Source organism: Vreelandella sp. GE22 (assembly GCF_968212445.1).
Genome location: NZ_OZ309110.1, coordinates 1426277 through 1441098, shown reverse-complemented (window position 1 = coordinate 1441098; position 14822 = coordinate 1426277). Strand labels below are relative to the sequence as shown.

Annotated in this window: 18 protein-coding genes; 8 read left to right on the top strand and 10 right to left on the bottom strand. The window is 58.7% G+C overall.

The window, feature by feature from the left end; translation table 11 throughout:
• Positions 1-10: 10 nt before the first annotated feature.
• Positions 11-931, top strand: coding sequence for a glutaminase (locus ACWHRL_RS06840; protein WP_447895772.1), 921 nt, complete (start codon positions 11-13; stop codon positions 929-931).
• A gap of 13 nt (positions 932-944) precedes the next feature.
• On the opposite strand, the gene ACWHRL_RS06835 is transcribed toward ACWHRL_RS06840, so the two are convergent.
• Both ACWHRL_RS06835 and ACWHRL_RS06830 read right to left on the bottom strand, forming a co-directional pair.
• Positions 945-1472: an O-acetyl-ADP-ribose deacetylase gene (locus ACWHRL_RS06835; RefSeq protein ID WP_447895771.1), complete on the bottom strand. Its 528-nt coding sequence runs from the start codon at positions 1470-1472 to the stop codon at positions 945-947.
• 3 nt (positions 1473-1475) lie between these two features.
• Positions 1476-2336 carry a methylated-DNA--[protein]-cysteine S-methyltransferase gene (locus tag ACWHRL_RS06830; RefSeq protein WP_447896154.1) on the bottom strand — a complete coding sequence of 287 codons (861 nt, stop codon included), beginning with the start codon at positions 2334-2336 and terminating at the stop codon, positions 1476-1478.
• A 921-nt stretch (positions 2337-3257) separates the two neighbouring features.
• On the opposite strand from ACWHRL_RS06830, the gene ACWHRL_RS06825 reads away from it, so the two are divergent.
• Together ACWHRL_RS06825 and ACWHRL_RS06820 are read left to right on the top strand one after the other, a co-directional pair.
• Positions 3258-4079 (top strand): DUF1206 domain-containing protein, encoded by an 822-nt coding sequence (locus tag ACWHRL_RS06825; protein WP_447895770.1) that lies wholly within the window; start codon positions 3258-3260, stop codon positions 4077-4079.
• Between the two features lie 3 nt (positions 4080-4082).
• Positions 4083-4685, top strand: coding sequence for a YqaA family protein (locus ACWHRL_RS06820; RefSeq protein ID WP_447895769.1), 603 nt, complete (start codon positions 4083-4085; stop codon positions 4683-4685).
• Between the two features lie 42 nt (positions 4686-4727).
• Here ACWHRL_RS06820 and ACWHRL_RS06815 read toward each other — a convergent pair whose 3' ends face one another.
• On the bottom strand, positions 4728-5045 hold the full coding sequence (locus ACWHRL_RS06815) for an antibiotic biosynthesis monooxygenase family protein (RefSeq protein WP_447895768.1): 318 nt from the start codon (positions 5043-5045) through the stop codon (positions 4728-4730).
• 194 nt (positions 5046-5239) lie between these two features.
• Here ACWHRL_RS06815 and ACWHRL_RS06810 point away from each other — a divergent pair, with 194 nt between their 5' ends.
• A complete protein-coding gene (locus ACWHRL_RS06810) occupies positions 5240-5812 on the top strand; it encodes an isochorismatase family protein (protein ID WP_447895767.1) in 573 nt (190 codons plus the stop codon).
• Positions 5802-6833 (top strand): GlxA family transcriptional regulator, encoded by a 1032-nt coding sequence (locus tag ACWHRL_RS06805; protein ID WP_447895766.1) that lies wholly within the window; start codon positions 5802-5804, stop codon positions 6831-6833. The genes ACWHRL_RS06810 and ACWHRL_RS06805 overlap by 11 nt, the downstream gene beginning before the upstream one ends.
• Here ACWHRL_RS06805 and ACWHRL_RS06800 read toward each other — a convergent pair.
• Positions 6809-7231, bottom strand: a complete 423-nt coding sequence (locus ACWHRL_RS06800; RefSeq protein ID WP_447895765.1) for an MAPEG family protein — start codon at positions 7229-7231, stop codon at positions 6809-6811. The genes ACWHRL_RS06805 and ACWHRL_RS06800 overlap by 25 nt on opposite strands.
• A gap of 222 nt (positions 7232-7453) precedes the next feature.
• Here ACWHRL_RS06800 and ACWHRL_RS06795 point away from each other — a divergent pair, with 222 nt between their 5' ends.
• Positions 7454-8197, top strand: a complete 744-nt coding sequence (locus tag ACWHRL_RS06795) for a class I SAM-dependent DNA methyltransferase (protein ID WP_447895764.1) — start codon at positions 7454-7456, stop codon at positions 8195-8197.
• An 81-nt stretch (positions 8198-8278) separates the two neighbouring features.
• Here the strand turns inward: ACWHRL_RS06795 and ACWHRL_RS06790 are convergent, their stop codons facing one another.
• The gene (locus ACWHRL_RS06790) at positions 8279-8680 is read right to left on the bottom strand and encodes a DUF4019 domain-containing protein (RefSeq protein ID WP_447528472.1); all 402 of its coding nucleotides are present in this window, start codon (positions 8678-8680) and stop codon (positions 8279-8281) included.
• Positions 8681-8971: 291 nt separating this feature from the next.
• Here ACWHRL_RS06790 and ACWHRL_RS06785 point away from each other — a divergent pair, with 291 nt between their 5' ends.
• On the top strand, positions 8972-10411 hold the full coding sequence (locus ACWHRL_RS06785; RefSeq protein ID WP_447895763.1) for a hypothetical protein: 1440 nt from the start codon (positions 8972-8974) through the stop codon (positions 10409-10411).
• A gap of 86 nt (positions 10412-10497) precedes the next feature.
• Here ACWHRL_RS06785 and ACWHRL_RS06780 read toward each other — a convergent pair whose 3' ends face one another.
• The 4 genes from ACWHRL_RS06780 to ACWHRL_RS06765 all read right to left on the bottom strand — a co-directional run bounded on the left by ACWHRL_RS06780 (position 10498) and on the right by ACWHRL_RS06765 (position 12676).
• Positions 10498-10983 (bottom strand): DUF1456 family protein, encoded by a 486-nt coding sequence (locus tag ACWHRL_RS06780; RefSeq protein ID WP_447895762.1) that lies wholly within the window; start codon positions 10981-10983, stop codon positions 10498-10500.
• A gap of 10 nt (positions 10984-10993) precedes the next feature.
• Positions 10994-11416 (bottom strand): tetratricopeptide repeat protein, encoded by a 423-nt coding sequence (locus ACWHRL_RS06775; RefSeq protein WP_447895761.1) that lies wholly within the window; start codon positions 11414-11416, stop codon positions 10994-10996.
• A gap of 82 nt (positions 11417-11498) precedes the next feature.
• Positions 11499-11897: a fosfomycin resistance glutathione transferase gene (fos, locus tag ACWHRL_RS06770; RefSeq protein WP_447895760.1), complete on the bottom strand. Its 399-nt coding sequence runs from the start codon at positions 11895-11897 to the stop codon at positions 11499-11501.
• 47 nt (positions 11898-11944) lie between these two features.
• A complete protein-coding gene (locus ACWHRL_RS06765) occupies positions 11945-12676 on the bottom strand; it encodes an SDR family oxidoreductase (RefSeq protein WP_447895759.1) in 732 nt (243 codons plus the stop codon).
• Positions 12677-12871: 195 nt separating this feature from the next.
• On the opposite strand from ACWHRL_RS06765, the gene ACWHRL_RS06760 reads away from it, so the two are divergent.
• A complete protein-coding gene (locus tag ACWHRL_RS06760; protein WP_447895758.1) occupies positions 12872-14140 on the top strand; it encodes a glycosyl hydrolase in 1269 nt (422 codons plus the stop codon).
• Positions 14141-14214: 74 nt separating this feature from the next.
• Here ACWHRL_RS06760 and ACWHRL_RS06755 read toward each other — a convergent pair whose 3' ends face one another.
• The gene (locus ACWHRL_RS06755; protein ID WP_447895757.1) at positions 14215-14820 is read right to left on the bottom strand and encodes a pyridoxamine 5'-phosphate oxidase family protein; all 606 of its coding nucleotides are present in this window, start codon (positions 14818-14820) and stop codon (positions 14215-14217) included.
• Positions 14821-14822 lie beyond the last annotated feature (2 nt).

Here is a 14822-nt window from a genome sequence, read left to right as displayed (position 1 = left end):
CCGCCGCTTTATGCAATCGCTTTTAAACGACATTGCCGAACAACTTGCCCTCGAGACCGAGCGAGGCCAGGTCGCCGACTACATTCCCCAGCTTGCCGGCGTGGACCCGCATCAGTTCGGCATCAGCCTGGCCACCGTGGAGGGCGAAACATTCTCGGCAGGAAGCGCCTCGACCCCCTTCTCGATTCAAAGTATTTCCAAGCTCTTCACGCTGACCATGGCGCTTGGCAAGCTCGGCGACGGCCTGTGGGCCAACGTGGGCCGCGAGCCGTCGGGCGACCCGTTCAACTCCATCGTTCAGCTCGAACACGAAGGTGGAAAGCCGCGCAACCCGTTCATCAACGCCGGGGCGATTGCGGTGGTCGATGCCATCATGATGGGCCACGAACCCAGGGTGTCGCTGGCCGAGATCCTTAACTTCGTACGCTATCTTGCCGACGACGCCAGCATCTTCTTCGATCACCAGGTCGCCGCCTCGGAGATGGCGCACAAGGATCGCAATGCGTCACTTGCCCACTTCATGAAAGCCTTTGGGCGGCTGCGCCATGACGTCGACAAGGTACTGGGCACCTATTTCCATCAGTGCGCCATCGCCATGAGTTGCGAGCAGCTCGCCCGGGCAGGGCTTTTCCTCGCCTCCGACGGCGTCAACCGGCCACGCAATATTCGCGTGGTGTCCCCCCAGCGGGCGCGGCGTATCAACTCGCTGATGATGATGTGCGGCCACTACGACGCCTCCGGCGAGTTCGCGTTTCGCGTGGGCTTGCCGGGTAAAAGTGGCGTGGGCGGCGGCATTCTCGCCATCGCCCCGGGGCGCGGCGCCCTAGCAGTGTGGTCACCAGGCCTCGATGAGTTCGGCAACAGCCTGCTCGGCGCCCGGGCGCTGGAGCTATTCATACAGCGCACCGAGTGGTCGGTCTTTGGGCACTGACCGGGCAAGACGCTCAAGCCTCTAGCGCGGCCTCGTACACCGCCAGATCATCCGCGGAGAAGCAGCAAAACGTGACCGACTCGACCGAAGAGCCCGCTTTCAGCGCTTCTTTCACCGTGGAAACGGCGACCCCGGCCGCCTGCTCGATGGGGAAGCGGTAAACGCCGGTGCTGATGCTGGGAAAGGCGATGGAGCGTGCATCGACGGACTCGGCCAGTTCGAGCGCGCGCCGATAACAGCCGGCGAGTTTGTCCGCTTCGCCACGCTCGCCGCCGTGCCACACCGGGCCTACCGCGTGAATCACATAGCGCGCCGGCAGGTTGAACCCCTCGGTCAGCTTGGCATCGCCGGTGGCGCAGCCGTTGAGCTTACGACACGCCTCGACCAGTTCGCGCCCGGCGGCGCGATGGATGGCGCCGTCCACGCCGCCGCCGCCCAGAAGCGACTGATTCGCGGCGTTGACGATCGCATCCACGTTTAGTGTCGTGATATCCGCCTGCAGTGCCTTGATCTCCATGGTGCGCTCCTTGTGTTGGTTCATGGGTCACTCTATCAGCGCCAGGCCCTGTTCGCGCGCTTCAAGATGCGACTGGCTGCTCTCCCAAGCCTGCACCATCTGTTTCCGCGCCACGCCCCAGCGGTAACCGCCCAGCGCCCCGCTTTGCTGAATGACCCGGTGGCAGGGTATCCAAAGCGCCACCGGGTTAGCCCCGACGGCGCTGCCCACCGCCCGCGAGGCACCGGGCTTGCCAAGCGCCAGGGCAAGCTGCCCGTAGCTTGCCAGCCGCCCCTCGGGGATCGCAAGCAGCGCCCGCCATACCGCGATTTGAAAGTTAGTGCCCGCCACGTGTAGCGCAAGCCCTGCCTCGCCTGGGCGGCAATCAAAAAGTCCCTCTACGGCGTACCGGGTGGCCGCCACGGATTCGACCAGCGCGCTGCCGGGCCACTGGGCACGTAACGTTGCCAATTGCTCGTTTGCGCTGACCGCGCCGGTAAAGCCCATGCGGCAGATTCCCCGCCGAGTAATGGCCACCAGCACCTCGCCAAACGGGCTTGGGTGCAGGCCGTACTCGATGGTGAGCCCCTCGCCCAGGCGCTTGTATTCGCCAGGGGTGACGGCCTCTAGGGTGACGAAGTGATCATAAAGGCGCGAGCCGCCGCTCAAGCCGACCGAGTGGGCGGCGTCCAAAAGCGGTTCGGTGGCGGTCATGATGCGCTTGGCGCGCTCGAGGGTCAGTGCCTGTAAAAAGCGCTTGGGCGATACCCCGGCATAACGAGTAAAAAGCCGCTGAAAGTGGCTGGGGCTTAAATGCACGTGCCCGGCCACCGTGGCCAAATCTGGTTGGCGGGTAACGTTATCCACCATGTAGGCCATCGCCTTTTCGATACGCGCGTAGTCGTCCATCGCCTCGTCCTCGGTTTTTTTCAAGCTTAAGCGTGCAAGCCCAGGGCGGCGACCCGAATCCTGCGTTATCCTCGCCCAGCAAGGGCGACTATCTAAAAAAATATTATTAATGATTCTCAATTAAGTATAGAAGTAAGGATTATTGCAATGCCATTAACATAGAGGACTACTCGAAAGTGCTTCCACCAAATATTGCGAACGCTTTTTTCAGTACTTTTAGTGGGATATAAAAGCTCTTTGCGGAAACCCTCAAACATTCTGATAAAAAGAAAAAATGTTATTATGGAACATGCTATACCAATCCAGAAAAGAGTACTGCCCCTAGCGCTACCCCAAGCATCCCAACTTATAAAAAGGAACATCGCTGGTACAAAAGGGATTATATAGAGCTGTATGGCAACCGGAGTTTGAATGCTTTTCATCAATAATTCTTCAAAGCGATCCTCGGGCGTCCTTGACCTATAAGGCAACTGTTGCTTGTCGTTTTTATTTGAGTTTTGTGTATTGCTTGAGCGCCGCTTGGCCCGACCTTTTTTCCGCATCAACTAACCTCCCCAAAATAATTCGGTAGCAATACATCACAAATTCCCTCCTTATCCCATACTGTATTGTTTTGGTCCAATACGTCATTACAAGTACCGGGCTCACTCACCAGCGTCTCTATAAAATGGTAGTAAGTAGTAATGAATTTTTCACTGCTTCTCTACATAGAGCCACGGCATGCTTGGGTCGCGCCAGAACACCGGCGCCGTCGATGCGTTCACCACCAGGTTTTCCTCACAGCTCGAACGTTAATAAACTCCGCAGACGCTAGGTCTTTTGCGTATCATCGCCTACTTTACACAGTACCGTTTCAAGCGCCTATTTTGGCGTTGGCTCATACTGGACGGTTGAGCCATACCCTTTCGTCAGGAGGACTACGTGACCCCATCATCTCCCAATACGCCCGACCATAAAGACGCGATCCAGTTATACGCCCGTATGGGCTACGCCTCGCGGGGTGTCGTGTACTTGCTGGTCGGCGGTCTTGCTGCCATGGCCGCGTTCGGCCAGGGCGGGCAAACCGAAGGGAGCCGAGGGGCACTGGAAAGCGTGCTGAGCGCGCCTTTTGGTAAAGTCCTGCTGGCCATCATCGCCCTTGGCCTGCTCGGCTACGCCATGTGGCGCTCCATACAGGCCCTCAAGGACGCCGACCGCCACGGCACCGCTGCCAAGGGTATCGCGATTCGCGCGGGGCTTTTGGTCAGCGCCGTTACGCATACATTGCTGGCCTTTTACGCGGCCAGCCTGATTTTTCGCCTGGGCGCCTCGTCCTCCGGCGATTCCGGCGGCTCGCAAGACGCGGTGATCTGGCTATTTCAGCAGCCGCTGGGCCGCTGGATCGTCGGCGCGGTGGGACTTGCCATTATCGGCGCCGGTATCGCTCACGCCTTGAAAGGCTACAAGGCCAAGTTCGACAAGCACTTCAGCATGTCCACCGCCACCCAACAGTGGGCCTACCCGGTATGTCGTTTCGGGCTGGTGACTCGCGGCGTCGTTTTTATCATCGTGGGCAGTTTTTTTCTGATTGCGGCCTATAACGTCAACCCAAGCGAGGCGGGCGGCACCGAGGAAGTATTCAGCACGCTACGCACCCAGGCGTACGGGCAGTGGCTTTTGGCGTTTGTCGCGCTCGGGCTTTTTGCCTTCGGGGCCTACAGCGTACTGGCGTCTATCTACCGCCGCATCGACCCGGCGATGTAGGCCATGAAGCTTCTCTCGGCGGGTCAAAAGCAGTGGCTCGAGCGTCTCAATCACTCCCGGTACATGCTTTGGCTGCTGGGCACGCTCTCGTTTCTCGAGACGATCATTTTGCCGGTGCCGCTGGAGCTCATCATCATTCCGCTGATGGCGTCCAACCGGGCGCGCATTTGGGCCATGGCAACCGTGGTGACGTTTGGCTGCCTGCTCGGCTCGCTGGTGGGTTACGGGGTGGGCATGCTGCTGTTTCAGTCCGTGGGTACCTGGCTGATCGGCTTCATGGGGGTCGAGCAAAGCTATCAGGCGTTTCAGACGTTTTTTGGCCAGTACGGGTTCGCGGCGATTCTGGCCATCGGCATTCTGCCGGTCCCCTTTCAAGTGGCCATGATCACCGCCGGGCTTTCCGGCTACCCTATTCTGCTTTTCGGGCTGGCGGCGGTTTTGGCCCGGGGCTTTCGTTACTACGGCATCGCCTGGCTCGTTTACCGCTTTGGTCATGAAGTAGAGCGCATGTGGCAGCGCCACGCGGTAAAAACCAGCATCGTGGCTGGCGTTTTGTTGCTGGCGCTGGGGCTGCTGATGCAGACGCTGGCGAGTCGCCTACTGTAAAAAACCCGGCGGCTTCATGCTCACGCCCGTCGGGCTAACCGATCACCCCGCGTAGTCCCGCTCCACTTTGGCGATGCGCGTTTTAAACTGCGCATACCACTTTGCATGCCCCAATCGCTGCGCCTCCTGATGCTCGGCGTGGGCCTTCCACGCCTTGATCGACTCGATGTCCGCCCAGTAAGACACCGTCACTCCGACCTCCTCCCGCGCCGACTCCACGCCCAAAAACCCCGGCTGCTCGGCGGCAAGCTCCATCATTCGCGCGGCCATCTCGGCGTAACCTTGTTCGTCATCCGTGCGTATCGAGGTAAATACCACGGCGTAGTACGGCGGTTCGGGGGTTGCAGCAATGGCGGTCATGGTCGCTCACTCGGGCAGGTTGGCTAAATGCGAGCCTTTTATCCTAAGTCCTTGCCAAGCGTTGTCGACCCGAAAACGACTTTTTAGCGTCAACGCCATAATGTCCGAATCTGTCCGCTTCGTGGCCGCGGGGTGTATCGCAGGCCTCACGCCGTCCCCTTACGCTATAGCCTCCATGACCTACGAGGCTCACCATGACACACCACCCGACGACCGCCCTGCTGATGATCGACGTTCAGGCCTCTTTTCCCGCCAAGACGTACTGGGTCGAGGCCCTTGCCGACACCTGGCGGCCCCACCAGCGCGCCCTGCTCGACGCCGCCCAACAACACGGCCTACCCATGGTGCGAATTTTTCATGAAGCGCCGGCAAGCCAGGGCCCGTTCGACCCAGTAAACGGCCTGATACGTCCGCTTGAAGGTTTTGAAGACGATGCTGCGGCCACGTTTCACAAGCGCGTGCATAACGCGTTCAGCGATACGGGGCTCGAGCGCTGGCTACGCGAGCGGGCTATTTCACGCCTGGCCATCAGCGGCATCCGCAGCGAACAGTGCTGCGAAACCACCGCACGCGTGGCCTCGGATCTCGGCTTCGAGGTCGATTTTGTAAGCGATGCCACGCTTACGTTTCCCATGACGCGCCAAGGCGTCACCTGGCCCGCCGAGGATATCAAGGCGCGCACGGAGCTCGTGCTGGAAGACCGCTTTGCGCGTATTATCGACACTCAGGATTTGATCGACGAGTGGCGAAACATACGTGACGAATAGCCCCCAGCCAAGCCAGCCGCCCACCCCAAGGGGCAACACCCTGCGGGTGGCGGTATTGATGATGCCCGGACAGGTGCCGCTCGATCTGGTGGGCCCGCTTCAGGTATTGCAGTGCGCCAGCCGCTTGGGGCTGGACATCGACGTTAGCTATATCGGCCCCAGCGCCGCCCTTGAGTGGCTGGGGCCGCTAACGCTTTCCGGCATAGCGCCGCTACCGGATGAACTCCCCCACCAGCACCTGCTGCTGATTCCAGGCCAGTACCGCCGCCACCTGGACGTTGAGGCCCAGCGGGCGTGCATCGGCTGGCTAACGGCCAACGCCGCCTGCGCGGATACGCTGATGACGGTGTGCTCCGGGACACTGCTATTGGCGGATGCCGGGCTGCTCGATGGGCGGCGCTGCACCACCCACCACACGCTACTCGAACAACTGCGCGCCAAAGCGCCCAGGGCCCGCGTTCAGGGCGACTGTATTTTTAGCGAAGATGGCCGCTACCTGACCAGCGCGGGCATTTCTACGGGGATCGACACCATGCTGCACTGGCTCACCCGCGTAGGGGGCCATGGGCTGGCACTGGCGGTGGCTCGGGAGATGGTGCTGTATCTTCGCCGCAGCGGCCAGGAACCCCAGTTGGGTGCCTGGCTCGAGGGGCGCAACCACGTGGACGAGCGGATTCACCGGGTACAAGACGCCATTTGCGCGGCACCCGCCCACCCCTGGCGCAGCGAAGCGCTGGCCGCACAAGCGGCCATGAGCGAGCGCCACTTCCGGCGCCAGTTCAAACACCTTACCGGCATGCAGGTCGGCGACTACATTAGCGGCCTGCGCCTGCAACGGGCCAGGGCGCTAATGATCGAAACCCCATGGAGTCTCGCTCGCATTGCCGAAGAGACGGGCTTTGGCGACGAGCGCCAGCTGCGCCGACGCTGGTCCCAAGAGGAAAAGCACCCGCCCAGCGTATGGCGCCGCGTTCAACCGGATATGGCCGATTTCGATCAGGGCAGCGCGAGTACGATCTGAACACACATCACCACCATGCACAGCATGCCCACGCCATAGGCGATGGTGCGCCAGGGCTGAAACGCGGCCAGGTAACAAAGCGTGTGGCAGTAGCGCGCAGCGGTAAAAATCATGAACAGCCACACGGCAAGCCCGGGCGCCGCCCCCACCATCACGTAGGCCACGCCCAGCCCCAGGAAAATAGGGATGTTTTCAAGGTCGTTCGACCAGGCTTTGCTTGCCTGCTGTACCTGGGGCAGCTCCTCCTGGGCAGGCTCCTTGCCCGCCATGCGCGCATCTTCCGGCGTTTTAAAGGTCATTTTGGTGATGCGATGAAATCCCTGGTAGAGACCCGTCGCCCACATTTTCACGAACAGCAGTACCGTGGCAACGGCGTACCAGTAAACGGGCTCTTCCATGATCGCTCCTTTTTTGAGTTGCGCTGATCACCTCCAGGGAAAGGCCTTGTGGGCATCCCCGGTGTGTCGATAACGGGCCAAAGTGGCTTGGCCCGTTTGAGTATAGTGAACACAAGGATTTTAAAAGCGCCGCGCCGCACTCTTTTATCTCGAGCCACGCCGCTTCTCAAATAAAAGGCGCTCGTTTACCATGCGCCACCCCCTTACGAGCGCCGCCCTGCCATGTCCGTCAACGCACTTTATACCGACCTTTCTCACTATTACGATTTGATGTGCGAGGACATCGACTACCCGGAGCAGAGCCGCGGCGTGCAGCGCCTTCATCATGTGCTGGGTAACGGCGGTCGCCGGCATCTGGACTTGGCCTGCGGCACCGGCCCGCACGTGCGCCACTTTTTGGATGCGGGCTTTGCAAGCAGCGGCCTGGATATCAACCCACCCATGCTGGCACTGGCCGCCGCCCGCTGCCCCGAGGCACAGTTCAGCCGCCAGGACATGGGGGATTTCAGCGTTAGCGAACCCCAGGACCTGATCACCTGTTTTCTCTACTCGATTCACTACAGCGACGGCATCGCGCGGCTAAAGGCGTGTATCCAAAGCGCCTACCGCGCGCTTGAAAGCGGCGGCATGTTTTGTTTCAACGCCGTGGATAGGGAAAAGATCGACAATGCGCTTCTGGTCGGACACAAGGTGCGCAAGGGAGATGACGAGTTTGCGTTTCGTTCGGGCTGGCACTACTCGGGCAGTGGCGAAAAGCAGTCACTCAAGCTAAGTATCGAAACAAGTCGGGGAAGTCGCGTTGAGCGCTGGGACGATGAACACGCCATGGTCGCCGTCAGTTTCGCCGAACTCACGGCGCTGCTTATCCCCTACTTCACCGTGCAGGTTTTCGAGCACGACTACGGGGCCATTACGCCCTGGAACACCACCTCGGGCAACGCGATATTCGTCTGCATCAAAGCCTGACGGACGTAATCAGACGGGCCAAGCGGCGCGATGAAGCCTGGCCGCTGCCGCTATTGATCCGGTCTCTATTGAACCCAGTATTTATTGAACATAGTAGCCGCTGACCCGCCAGGCGCCGTCTTCGAAATGCGGGGTAACGGTTTCGGTGAGCAGCCGGTTGGCGAAGTTGGTCTGGAAGGTAAATATCTTGTAGTCCCCCCGCGGGGCGCCGGGCATCGAGGTCTCGCTGATCACGCGCAGGCGGCGGCGGGACTTCATCTCGCCTACGTCCTGGCGGGCAAGCTCGATGGTACGCGCCAGCATGCTGGGCGAAAGCGGGCGCTGTAAAAGCGGTGAAGCGTTTTCCCAGGCTTTCTCGAACTCACCGTTATCGATACTTTGCAGCCAAGCCATCACCGCTGTTTCGGCGGCGTCCGCTTGGGCGCTGGCGGGAAGTACGGAAAAAACGAGGGCGGCCATTAGGGCACGCAGCGTGGTGGGCATGTAGGGCTCGCAATGGTTGAAAAACGTTTGCTTTGCTATCCATACCTTATATCGGTCAATCGCCCTCCGACTTTAACGCCGCCCCATCGGCCGGTTGTCCCGGTTATAGCCCACTGCCGGCCCGAGGCTTACCGGTAGGTAGTTGCTTTAGCGCGCGATTGTACTAGTGTAATGGCTGGGCACGCGTCTCACCCTGCCTTTCATACCGGCCTCTTTTCGGGGCGGTATTTAACCCAGCCGGCTTTTAATAATTAAAAAGGCATATAAAACGACACTAGCAAGGAAAACTTCATGTCATACCTACGCGTATGCCAGTTCAACAAGCTGGCACTAGGGCTTAGCGTTTCCGCAGCCATGATCTCGAGCGCGGCAGCGCAAACCAGTGACCAGCAAACCATCGAAGAGCTGCGCTCACAGCTCAATCAGATGCAGCAGCGTCTCGAACGGTTGGAAAGCCAGCAAGGCACCCCCGCTCAGTCAGGCACGACCTCCCAAGGCTACTCCAATCAGGGCTATACGAGTCAGGATGCGAACCAGGGCTCATCGAATCGAGGCTCTTCAAGCCAGGGCTATACGGATCAAAGCTCATCCGGTGATACGGGCGTCGAAGGCTCCTCCTCCCGCGACGGGCAAGAACTGGCCCAGGAAAACCAAAGCACACTCGAAGAGATGCAACAGGTCGAATTCGGCGGACTGATAGAGTTTAGCGGCAGCGCAAACGACTGGGATGACCAGAGCAAGGATACCGTTGGCGATCTCGACTTCGGCAAGCTCGTTTTCACCGTCGAGGGCGAAACCGGCAATATCGATTATTCCCTGGCCTACCGCTTCTACGACGACTACCACTTCCTGCAGCACGGCTGGGTCGGCTATAACCCCACCGAAGAAGATTCCATTCAGTTGGGTCTGGTACAAACCCCGTTCGGCAACATGGATTACGGCTACCTGGGCTACTATGGCAACCTTGGATACCTGGCAGGCTTCAACGATAACCAGAACGCCGGTATCAAGTGGGATCGCTCTGCCGGGGCCTGGGATACGTCGCTGGCCTTTTTCAAAAGCGACAGCTTGAGTAACGACAACGAGCACTACGGCGCCAACGCCGTGGGCGACAGCGCTCAGGGTAACAGCGAAGAGAACCAAGTCGCCGCGCGAGTGGGCTATACCTTTGGTTACGACACCGACTACAACACCCAAGTGAACGTGTCGGCCAAAGGCGGCCAACTTTATAACCGCAACACCGAGCGCAGCGGCGATAACTGGTCCGCCGCACTGGGCGTAGACGGAAGCTACGGCAACTGGCGCACGCTCGCTCAGGCCACGACCTACGAGTACAGCGCCAAGAACCCGGCGGAAAGTGAATCGGGTATTTCCGATAACGCCCTGCAAATCGGCGCCTTCAACTTCAACTACCTGATCCCCGCCAAGGGCGAAATCTACTCGGCAAGCGTGGGCTACAACCTGGAAGTGGATTGGGGCCCGGTCGACAACCTGTTCTTCTTCAACGACTTCAGCGTCATCGATCCCTCCGGCGACTACAGCGCCATCAATGGCGGCTTCGGCGATCAACAAAACCCCATGGTCAACGACCTGGGGGTACAAATGACCGCCGGCCCGTTCTTTGCCTGGTTCGATATCGTGAGCAACAAAAACGGTTTGAATTACTTCGGCTCGCCGGTCGACAACGGCTGGAATACGGCGTTTCTCACCAACTTCGGTTTCGAGTTCTAAGCCGCGCCCCGCGTAGCAAAAAGGCCCCAAAGGGGCCTTTTTAGTTTGCAACACTTCGTTTAAAACGCCGCGCAAGAGCGGTAGGTTTACGCCTTCGCAGCGCCGTTTACCTGCGCCGGGCGGTACTGGTTTTGCAGGCCCATCAGAAAATTACGCAGCATTTGATCCTTGCACTCACGGTAATTCTTGTGGCCGGGCTTACGGAAAAACGCGCTCAGCTCGTGGTGGCTTAACGGCAGACCCTCGCGCTCGAACACCGCGATAATATCGTCGGCCTGCATGTTCAAGGCGATACGCAGCTTCTGGAATACCTTGTTGTTATTGAGCTTGGCTTCCGGCTTGGGCGCCGGGCCTTCACGCTTGCCGCGCTTGTAGCTGATAAAGCCGTTCAAAAACGCCGCCAGATCCTTGTCCTTCATCGCCTCGAAGGCCTCGTCGTCGTCCTTTTTCAACCAGGCCGTTACCTGCTCTAAAGCAACGTCCACATCGGCCAGCTTGAAAATGGCCACGATGGCGGTGTCTTTCAAATCGAAGGTGTAACGGATGCGGCGTAAAATATCGTTATTGGTCAACGTGGGGGTCCTAACGAGTAGTGAGCGAGGTCAGCAGCGCGTCGATCTCTGCTTTCAGTTCATCATCTTGAATGTTGGCTGCGCCGGCTTTGGCCTGGCGCAGGCTTTTAATGGCGTCGTCGATGTCGTCCCGCTCTACCTGAAGCGTTGCCATCGAGAAACCGATCGAAGCGATATGATCCTGGGAGGGTATGGCGACGGCTTTATCCAGTGCTTTTTGGTAAAGCACCAGCGCCTCGTCCAGCTCTTCGCTAAAGTCGGCCAGCGTTTCCCATTGCTCCGGGTGGTCTTTCTCGGTGTATTCGTTATCGATACAGATAGCTTCGAGCTCGGCGTACAGCACATCGAAGCTTTCGCGGTCGTCCTTGTGCGCCGCTTTCATCAGCTTCTCGGCCAGCTCATACACGGCCTTGTAGATTTTGGTGTTAATCATTACGTCAAAACGTCTCTTGAATAAAAATCGGAACCTGCCGCCGGCGTGTTTGCGCGTGACGCTACACCTTTACGCGGCCAGTTTAAAGCCAAACGAGCCCGCTGTAAGGTTTCGAATTAAGCGATGCCAACCGGCTTGCCAAACCACCCGCGTGAATTTCCAGTTTGTGTCCGTCCGGGTCCAGTATATAGATAGACGCTCCTTCGCTGGTGTTCTCTTTCCATTGACGTACATTCAGCGCCTCGAGCCGGGTGCAAAAGGCCTCGAAATCGGCCTTTTCGATATCGAACGCGATATGGGTGTAGTCCTCTTTCGCACAAGGGGTATCGCAAGAAAGACACAGCCATAGATCCCCTGCCGAAAGGTAAGCGCCATTGTCCCACTTCACGTGACCGGCGAGCCCCAGCACATGGGTATAAAAGTGGAGCGAGCGCTCGAGGTCGCTAACGGCTAACGTAATATGGTTCAAACCCTTGATCATGGCTTTCCACCCTGGATATCTACTTTTAATCGATAAGGCGCTGAGGACTACTTCCCCCCCGCCATATCGATAAACGCGCCGGTCACGTAAGAGGCCTCGTCGGATAAAAGCCAAGCAATGCCCTGGGCGATCTCTTCGGGGGTGCCGCCACGGCCCAGCGGAATCTGCGGCGCCAAGCGCTCGACCCGGCCCGGCTCGCCGCCATCGGCGTGCATATCGGTATGGATGAATCCCGGGCGCACGCTATTAACGCGAATGTTTTGCGCGGCAAGCTCAAGGGAAAGCCCCTTGGTCATCGAATCCATCGCGCCTTTGGAGGCGGCATAGTCGATATATTCAAACGGTGAGCCGCTTTTCGCTGCGCCGGAGGATACATTTACGATAGCCCCCGCCCCTTCGGCCTGGCGGATATACGCTTTAGAGCACAAAAATGCACTCATCACGTTGGCGCTAAGTACCTTTTGAAAACGCTCGGCGCTGATATCGGCAAGGGTGGCCTGGGCAAACAAGACACCGGCGTTATTGACCAGATGCGTTACCCGCCCAAGCGTTCGTTGGACTTCCGTGAACAGCGCTTCTACCTCGGCCTCGACGGAGACATCCGCCTGAACGGTGAGCGCGGTTCCGCCCGCTTCGACGATACGCGCTGCTATCGCTTTTGCCGCTTGCCGGTTTTTCAAGTAGTTGATGCATACGGCGTACCCTCGGCCGCCCAGCAACAAAGAGGCCGCCGCACCAATGCCTCGCCCCCCGCCGGTAATGATCACGACCTTTTTCATACGAGTTTACCCAATATGGCGAATAATCAGACCTGGTACTTTTGAACTACAAAAATGACCGTCAAGGTATACAAAATTAGTCAACCAGCCTTTAATCGATACCTCATGACCTGGCCAGTATTCCTCCTTCGAGCCGGCTTATCAAAATAGTACGTTGCAGGTCGCCTGTAGGGTCAACTGAAAAAGAGGTTTCGTTTGAAGATTCATTCGTTCGCCAGCCATGCCATTCGCCATCAAGGTCATCCCCTTCAAAAAACGCTCGTGGCCCTTTTGGCTATTGGCTGGATAACGTTTAGCTTGACGGCGGATGCGGCCACGTCCGCCAAGCGTGGCCTGGCCTCCCCCGAGCTGACACCTGCCGACCTGCAAACCGCCGCCGAAGGCATTAGCTGGTGGTATAACTGGTCGGCGCTACCCGGCGAAGCGGTGAGCCAACGCGACACCCAGCAAGACGCCCCCTTCGTGCCCATGGTATGGGGCTCGACGCTTGATGAAGAGGCGTTGCGACGTTATCTGGACCAGCATCCGGAAGTCGAATACATCCTTGGCTTCAATGAACCCAACTTTGTAAGCCAGGCCAACCTGACACCCCAGCAGGCAGCGGATCGCTGGCCCCAAATCGAGTCCATTGCCGATGCGTACTCGCTCAAGATCGTAGGTCCTTCGGTGAACTACAGCCCGGGCGGGGTCGATATCCCCGGTACCGACGACAACGGCAGCCCGTTTTCCTACCTGGACGCGTTCTTTCAAGCCTGCCCCCAGTGCCGGGTGGATGCCATCGGAGTGCATGGCTACATGGCCGCACCCGAGTACTTCAAAGATTACATAGCGCAGTTCCACGAACGCTACCAAAAGCCAATCTGGGTGACCGAATGGAACCTGGACCGCGGGGGCGAGGCGCTTTCTACAGAGGCGCAGATGGACTTTCTTGCCGACACCACCCGCTGGATGGAGGCGCAGGACTACGTCACTCACTACGCCTGGTTTTTGGGCCGCGGCAACACCGCTTCCGACTTACTCAGCGCCGACAACCAGTGGACCGCCCTGGGCCAGCTCTACCAGGGCATTCCAGGCAACGCGCACCACTTTACGCTCCCCGGCCGTATCGAGGCGGAACACGCCCATCAAATTCGTGGTTTTCATCATCGCACGACCACCGAGGCGGGCCGCCGCCTCATTCAGCTTTTTAGCGACGCCGACGATGCGCTGATGCAGTTCAACGTTGTCTCTGCCCAACAAAGCATCTACCGCTGGACATTGAAGTACGCCACTGCCGGCGATGCCCGGATAGCGGTGCGCGTTGACGACCACGACGAACAAATCATCACGCTTCCCGATACGGGCAATACCTACTATTGGGCGCAGCACAGCCTGGCGTTTTCGTTGCCCGCCGGGCCGCACCGGCTCAGCCTGCGCGTACTCAGTGGCCGCCCCAACTTCGAATGGCTAAGTTTTCAGGAGTAGTGAATACTCCGCGCGCCCAGAGTGCGGGGAGGTCGTTCATACACACGCCCTTCGCTTTTTATGGCCATGCAGTACTAAAGATCCTGCTGGTAACGAGCTTCCATGGCCGCTTGCGATTCGACCGCTTCGTTTAGGCCGAGCTGGTCGTTGATCATACGCCCAAGCGTTGGTAACCGGTCGCGGTCGATAAGCGCCTCAGGCGACCAAAGCTTCGAGCGCATCAAGGCCTTGGCACAGTGTAAAAAGACCTCCTCAACCACGATTTCGATACAGGCCTTGGGCGGGTTCTTATCGTCGGCAAAAAGCGCCAGATAGTCGCCACGGGTCGACACCCGCGCCTGCCCATTGAGCCTGAGCGTCTCGTCAACGCCCGGTATCAAGAACAGGCCCCCTATCCTTCCCGTATCCACAATATTCAGCATGCTATCCAAGCGATTATTGCCTTTGCTATCGGGTATCACGATGCGGCGGTCATCGATGACCTTCACAAAACCCGCACTTCCTCCGCGAGGCGAGCAGTCGACAGCTCCCTCGGTTGAATAGGTAGAGAGAAGAACAAACGGCGAGTAGTTAATGAAACGCTTGGAATGCGGCTCCAGAGAGGCTAGCTGTTTATCCAGGGCGCGCTGTTTGGGCTGAGCATAAAGTGCCCTCAGTTCTTCTTTGGATTCGATGTACATAC

Coding starts and splice junctions, on each gene's coding strand:
- ACWHRL_RS06840 (WP_447895772.1), top strand. CDS start 11: ATGCAATCGCTTTTAAACGACATTGCCGAACAACTTGCCCTCGAGACC.
- ACWHRL_RS06835 (WP_447895771.1), bottom strand. CDS start 1,472: ATGAACCAACACAAGGAGCGCACCATGGAGATCAAGGCACTGCAGGCG.
- ACWHRL_RS06830 (WP_447896154.1), bottom strand. CDS start 2,336: ATGGACGACTACGCGCGTATCGAAAAGGCGATGGCCTACATGGTGGAT.
- ACWHRL_RS06820 (WP_447895769.1), top strand. CDS start 4,083: ATGAAGCTTCTCTCGGCGGGTCAAAAGCAGTGGCTCGAGCGTCTCAAT.
- ACWHRL_RS06815 (WP_447895768.1), bottom strand. CDS start 5,045: ATGACCGCCATTGCTGCAACCCCCGAACCGCCGTACTACGCCGTGGTA.
- ACWHRL_RS06810 (WP_447895767.1), top strand. CDS start 5,240: ATGACACACCACCCGACGACCGCCCTGCTGATGATCGACGTTCAGGCC.
- ACWHRL_RS06800 (WP_447895765.1), bottom strand. CDS start 7,231: ATGGAAGAGCCCGTTTACTGGTACGCCGTTGCCACGGTACTGCTGTTC.
- ACWHRL_RS06795 (WP_447895764.1), top strand. CDS start 7,454: ATGTCCGTCAACGCACTTTATACCGACCTTTCTCACTATTACGATTTG.
- ACWHRL_RS06790 (WP_447528472.1), bottom strand. CDS start 8,680: ATGCCCACCACGCTGCGTGCCCTAATGGCCGCCCTCGTTTTTTCCGTA.
- ACWHRL_RS06785 (WP_447895763.1), top strand. CDS start 8,972: ATGTCATACCTACGCGTATGCCAGTTCAACAAGCTGGCACTAGGGCTT.
- ACWHRL_RS06775 (WP_447895761.1), bottom strand. CDS start 11,416: ATGATTAACACCAAAATCTACAAGGCCGTGTATGAGCTGGCCGAGAAG.
- fos (WP_447895760.1), bottom strand. CDS start 11,897: ATGATCAAGGGTTTGAACCATATTACGTTAGCCGTTAGCGACCTCGAG.
- ACWHRL_RS06765 (WP_447895759.1), bottom strand. CDS start 12,676: ATGAAAAAGGTCGTGATCATTACCGGCGGGGGGCGAGGCATTGGTGCG.
- ACWHRL_RS06755 (WP_447895757.1), bottom strand. CDS start 14,820: ATGTACATCGAATCCAAAGAAGAACTGAGGGCACTTTATGCTCAGCCC.